Genomic DNA, 5,357 nt, shown 5'->3' with positions numbered 1-5,357 from the left:
AAGCAGGGGCTGCGCCCCGTGCTTCTCGGCCCGCAGGGCCGTGTCTTTCAGGGGCGCGGGGAACTGCGCGACCAGCCCCCGCCCACCCGCAGCCGACGAACCAGCTGTTAGCCGGCCCCGCCGACGAGGCTGTCGGGGCCGACCGAGGCCGGCGTCCGATGGCCGGACAACGCCAGCGTGAGATCGAACTCGGCGAGCAGGCAGCGGATCACGTGTTCCACGCCCGCCCGGCCGTCGAGGGCGAGACCGTAGACGTAGGGCCGGCCGAGCAGCACGGCCTCCGCACCGAGCGCCAGGGCCTTGAAGACATCGTCCCCGGTCCGGATCCCGCTGTCGAAGAGCACGGTCAGCCGGTCACCGACCGCTCGGGCCACTTGCGGCAGCGCGTCGGCGGCCGCGACACCACCGGCCACCTGCCGGCCCCCGTGGTTGGACACGACCACACCGTCCATCCCGGCGTCCGCGGCGAGCCGGGCGTCGTCCGGGTGCAGGACGCCCTTCAAGACGATCGGCCCGCCCCAGTGCTCGCGCAGGAACGCCAGGTCGGGCCACGTCTTGCCGGGGTCCCCGAACATGCCGGCGAAGTGCAGCACGGCCGCGTTCGGATCCTCGTGGACCGGCTTGGCGAGGCCCGCCCGAAACGCCGGGTCGGAGAAGTAGTTGGCGGTGCCCACGCCGTGCAGGAACGGTAGATACGCCCGCTCCAGATCACGCGGTCGCCAGCCGAGCAACGGCGTGTCGAGGGTGACGACGAGCACGGAGTACCCCGAGGCCTTCGCCCGTTCCAGGAAGCTCCGGGTGACCTCGCGGTCCTTGGCCCAGTACAGCTGGAACCAGCGCTCCGCGTCGCCCAGCACCTCCGCGACCTGCTCCATGGGCGTGCTGGACGCCGAGGACAGGATGTACGGCACGCCCTGCGCGGCGGCGGCGGCTTGCGCGGCCGCCGACTCCGCCTCCGGGTGCACGATCGACAGCACGCCCACCGGGGCGAGCGCCACCGGCGCGGGCAGCGCACGGCCCAACACCTCGACGGACAGGTCGCGTTCACTCACGTCCCGCAGCAGCCGCGGCACGATCCGATGCCGCTCCAGCGCCGCCCGGTTGGCGCGGGCCGTGCTGCCGTCACCGGCGCTGCCCGCCACATAGCCGACCGGCCCCGCACCGAGCCGATGCTCGGCCAGTTCCTCCAGCCGGGTCAGATCGGCGGGCAGCCGCGGCACGGCCCCGCCCATCCCGCCCAGGTAGATCTCGTACTGGAAGTCAGCCCAGTGCTTCGCCATCCGTCCGTCCTGCCCCTCGCCGTCGAGAACGCCCCGCGTCGCCGACGATCCTGACGAGCCGGGAGGTCGCCGTCCAGCGTTGTGCACGCACGCACGGTCGGCCGGAACGCCGGCGCGGAACGGGCGCAGGGGGTCGGCCCGTCGCGCTTACGCCGGATCGAGGGCTTCCCCTCAGCTCCCTTCGGTGGCGAGCACCGGCGACGATGTGTCCTTCGGCGCCCCCGGGCCGGTGATCGGCGGTACCGGCACATCGGCCGTACGGACCAGACGGGCGCCCTCGGGGCCGTATACGGCGCGCGGTTCGGGGAACAGGCGGAGCAGGGTGAGGAACAGGACCGCCGACACGATCAGGGAGAGCGGGAGGCTGATGTCGACGCCGCCGGCGAGGTCGCCGAGCGGGCCCACGAACTGGCCCGGGATGTTGGTGAACAGCACGCCGAGCACCGCCGAGACCCACCACGCGGTCATGCCACGCCAGTTCCAGCCGTGTGCGAACCAGTAACGCCCGCCGCGCTGGCGGCGGTTGAAGACCTGGAGGGCCTCGGGGTCGTACCAGCCGCGCCGGGTCCAGAAGCCCAGGATCATCACGACCATCCACGGGGTGGTGCAGGTGATGATCATCGTGGCGAAGGTGGAGATGGACTGGACGAGGTCCAGGCCGAACCGGCCGACGAAGATGAACGCGATGGACAGCACGCCGACCAGCACCGTCGCCCGGACGCGCGACAGCCGGGGGAAGACGGAGGAGAAGTCCAGGCCGGTGCCGTACAGCGACGTCGTGCCCGTCGACAGGCCGCCGATCAGGGCGAGCAGACACACCGGCAGGAAGAACCAGCTCGGTGAGATCGCGAGCAGTCCGCCCACGAAGTCGGGGGCCGCCGGATCGACGTACTCCGGGGCCTTGGCCGCGATGATGCTCGCCGTGGACAGCCCGAAGAGGAACGGCAGCAGTGTCGCGATCTGGGAGAGGAACGCGGCCCCGATGACCTTGCGGCGCGGGGTGCTCGCCGGGATGTAGCGAGACCAGTCGCCGAGGAACGCGCCGAACGACACCGGGTTGGAGAGCACGATCAGGGCCGCGCCGATGAACGACGGCCAGAACAGCGACTGGGTCGCCGCGTCCGCCGAGTCCGTGAAGACACCGGCGTAGGAGGGGTCGAAGTCACCGGCGAAGGCGATCGCGCCGAGCACGAACAGCAGGCTCGCCGAGGTCACCGCGACCTTGTTGACCAAGAGCATGAACCGGAAGCCGTACACGCACACCACGAGGACGAGCACCGCGAAGAGGGTGTACGCGACGACGTACGACGGTGTCGAGCGCTCCAGGCCGAAGAGCCGGTGCGCGCCGCCGACCAGGGCGTCGCCGGAGCTCCACACCGAGAGGGAGAAGAACGCGACGGCCGTCAGCAGGGAGAGGAAGGAGCCGACCACCCGGCCGTGCACACCCAGATGGGCGGACGAGGAGACGGCGTTGTTGGTGCCGTTGACCGGGCCGAACACCGCCATCGGGCAGAGGATCAGCGCGCCGACGACGACACCGAGGAGGGTGGCCGCGAGCCCCTGCCAGAAGGAGAGACCGAACAGGATCGGGAAGGCACCCAGCACACAGGTGGAGAAGGTGTTGGCACCGCCGAACGCGAGCCGGAACAGGTCGAGGGGTTTCGCGGTGCGGTCCGCGTCGGGGATGCGCTCGACGCCGTGCGACTCGACCTCCGTGAGGGCCGGGGGCGTGGGTGGAGCGGCGGGAGAGTGCTCGGCGGTCGGGGACGTCTCGGACATGGGGGCTCCAGCGGTGGACCGGCGGTGGGGCGTGTCGTGGCGCGGTGGGCAGGAGGGCCGGTGTGCCGCCGGGTGGGCGACGGAGCGGGAGCCGTCCTCATGGGGTGAGGTGACGTTAAGGGTGCACGCCAAGCACAAGCCAGAGGGTGCTTCGTCCATTCTTTGGTGCCGAGGTGGATGAATCGTCCACCACTCCTGGTCGCCTCGGGGCCATTCGGGCGGTTGTCGTGAGCTGAAGCGGAATGTTTCAGGCCGATTGCTCAGCCGTGGAGATCCGGCCAATCATGATCATTTGGCGATCGGGAACCGCTCAGAATCGGGGTTCGCGTGGTCGAGTTCCGTGACTTCGAGCCACTGATTCAATACTCAAAGTTACTGAAACCCATGGGGTCGATGTGTGTTCCAGCCCTGGACCCGGCAGACTCGCGCTCGCCGATCCGGCACCGTCCGGGCAGGCTCGTACACGCGACAGATGTGGCGGGGCCGTCCGGGCACTCCTGCAGAGCGGAAGGATGCACACAATGCCGAAGACCGCGCGTTGGGCAGCGACTCTCACCCTGACGGCCACCGCCGTCTGCGGTCCCCTCACGGGCTCCGCGCTCGCCGCCCCCGAGCCCGCCGCGTCCGGGCTCTACGCCCCCTCGGCCCTGGTCCTGACCATGGGCCACGGCGAGACCTCGGCCGCCGTCACCCCCGAGCGCGCGGTCACCCTGACCTGCGCGCCGAAGCCCTCCGGCACGCACCCGGCCCCCGTCGACGCCTGCGCCGAACTCCGCGGCAACGGCGGCGACTTCGACGCCCTGACCGGCAGGGCCGGGGCGATGTGCAGCAAGCAGTACGACCCGGTGGTCGTCACCGTGAACGGTGTCTGGCAGGGCAAGCGCGTCGCGTACGAGCGCACCTTCGCCAACGAGTGCCTGAAGGACTCCGCCGCGAGCGTCCTGTACGCCTTCTGAGCGTCCCGTACGACGAGGCCGCTTCCGCGGCCGACAGACCGGGGTTGCGTGGCCCCGTGAGTGATGAGCGAGGGTCCGTGGCTGGGGAGCGCGAGCCCTGTCGCGGTGTGTCACGCGATCCCTGTCCGGGGGCCGGCCGAAGCGGAGTGGGGCCGCGGCCGGCCCCCGGCATCACATGCCGGGAACTCTCAGCCGGTCACTCGGAGGTGACGGTCCAGCGCCCGACCTCCTGGTGGCCGGAGTCGTACAAAGGCTGGCCGTCCCCGGGTTCGATCTCGCAGTGCCGGAGGTTGCCGCCCCAGTAGCGCAGGATGCGCTCCAACTCCTGGACGGTGGTGCCCTCGTCCCAGTCCGTGCTGTCCAGGTCGACTTCGAGAAGGAACTTCACTTCGCGCGTCTCCACTTCTGTATCGCTCGGATTCCGTGCCGGTGTCGGCCGGAACGGTGTGTGCCCGCCGCAGGTCCTTCAATCTTTTCATTGAACTGCTACTTGAGACTTGGCGGTGGCGGTGGCGGTGGCGGGGACGAGGGAGGGGGAGCGGGAGGGAGGTCCGGGAGCGGCGGGAAGCGGCCCAGCAGCCGGGCGGCGCGCAGGAGCCGGTGCATCAGGGGTTGGTCGGAGACGAGCCGGAGCCGGCCGCCGCGCGCCTTGGCCGTGGCCTCCGCCCGGCACAGGACGCGCAGGCCCGAGCAGTCGAAGAAGGAGACGCGGCGCAGGTCGACGAGCACGTCCGGCTCGGTTGGCCCGGTGGTGGCGGCTGTCAGATGCTCGGCCACGAGGCCCGCCGACGCCACGTCGATCTCGCCCGAGACCTCGATCACGGTGAACGGGCCGATCCGACGGGTGCGGGCGTACGGGTTCGCCGCCGCCGTTGCCGTCGGGCCGGGTCCGGGCCCGGTGGCCGCGTCCTCGGGCCGAGAGGCGGCACGGTCATGGGCATCCGGAGTCATGGCGGCTCCACCTTGTCAGGGGTAGGGCGCATTCGATCCCGGTAGCTACCCCGGCGCGGACCCGGCCACCCCTTTCGCGCCCCGCGCAAGATCTACAGCACTCGAAAAGGTGAATTCCCGTACCGCATATTGACATTTCAGGGGCTGCTGTCGCGTCGGCGCAGGCGGGCTAGGGCCTGTCTGGCCATTCCCGTCGCCCGGAGCCGATAGTGGGGGCACCACCCACGCCCTTGAGGCAGGGGGGAGCGTGCATGGCGTCGCGTGGCAGCCGGGAATGGTCAGGCAGGTCCTAGGGTGTGTTTCGGAAGTCCCTTCGTCGCCCGAAGGGCGGCTCTGCGGCGTCCGGTGCGTGCTCTCGGCGTGCCGGACGAAAGGCCTCGTACTGGGCGTA

At 70.8% G+C, this 5,357-nt stretch carries 5 protein-coding genes; 1 reads left to right on the top strand and 4 read right to left on the bottom strand.

The annotated features are described in order from the left end of the window. Nucleotides 1–107 precede the first annotated feature (107 nt). Together ACFU53_RS46365 and ACFU53_RS46360 are read right to left on the bottom strand one after the other, a co-directional pair. Nucleotides 108–1,280: a lactate 2-monooxygenase gene (locus ACFU53_RS46365; protein WP_384006254.1), complete on the bottom strand. Its 1,173-nt coding sequence runs from the start codon at nucleotides 1,278–1,280 to the stop codon at nucleotides 108–110. A gap of 171 nt (nucleotides 1,281–1,451) precedes the next feature. Continuing rightward, complete coding sequence (locus tag ACFU53_RS46360; protein ID WP_384006252.1) at nucleotides 1,452–3,059, bottom strand: purine-cytosine permease family protein; 1,608 nt, start codon at nucleotides 3,057–3,059, stop codon at nucleotides 1,452–1,454. Nucleotides 3,060–3,580: 521 nt separating this feature from the next. Between ACFU53_RS46360 and ACFU53_RS46355 the strand changes: the two genes are divergently transcribed. Beyond that, nucleotides 3,581–4,015, top strand: a complete 435-nt coding sequence (locus ACFU53_RS46355; RefSeq protein ID WP_384006250.1) for a protease inhibitor — start codon at nucleotides 3,581–3,583, stop codon at nucleotides 4,013–4,015. Between the two features lie 196 nt (nucleotides 4,016–4,211). On the opposite strand, the gene ACFU53_RS46350 is transcribed toward ACFU53_RS46355, so the two are convergent. Further along, a complete protein-coding gene (locus tag ACFU53_RS46350) occupies nucleotides 4,212–4,403 on the bottom strand; it encodes a hypothetical protein (protein WP_200301447.1) in 192 nt (63 codons plus the stop codon). A 98-nt stretch (nucleotides 4,404–4,501) separates the two neighbouring features. Continuing rightward, nucleotides 4,502–4,966, bottom strand: coding sequence for an anti-sigma factor antagonist (locus tag ACFU53_RS46345; protein WP_384006248.1), 465 nt, complete (start codon nucleotides 4,964–4,966; stop codon nucleotides 4,502–4,504). Nucleotides 4,967–5,357: the final 391 nt, after the last annotated feature.

The organism is Streptomyces sp. NPDC057474 (assembly GCF_042802555.1).
In the GTDB taxonomy this organism is placed as follows: Bacteria; Actinomycetota; Actinomycetes; order Streptomycetales; family Streptomycetaceae; genus Streptomyces.
Note: the sequence above shows the minus strand (reverse complement) of the source record. Positions and strands in the feature narration are given on the sequence as shown.

Excerpts from the sequence above, each read along its gene's own strand:
- ACFU53_RS46355 (WP_384006250.1), top strand. The coding sequence starts at position 3,581 with ATGCCGAAGACCGCGCGTTGGGCAGCGACTCTCACCCTGACGGCCACC.
- ACFU53_RS46345 (WP_384006248.1), bottom strand. The coding sequence starts at position 4,966 with ATGACTCCGGATGCCCATGACCGTGCCGCCTCTCGGCCCGAGGACGCG.
- ACFU53_RS46360 (WP_384006252.1), bottom strand. The coding sequence starts at position 3,059 with ATGTCCGAGACGTCCCCGACCGCCGAGCACTCTCCCGCCGCTCCACCC.
- ACFU53_RS46365 (WP_384006254.1), bottom strand. The coding sequence starts at position 1,280 with ATGGCGAAGCACTGGGCTGACTTCCAGTACGAGATCTACCTGGGCGGG.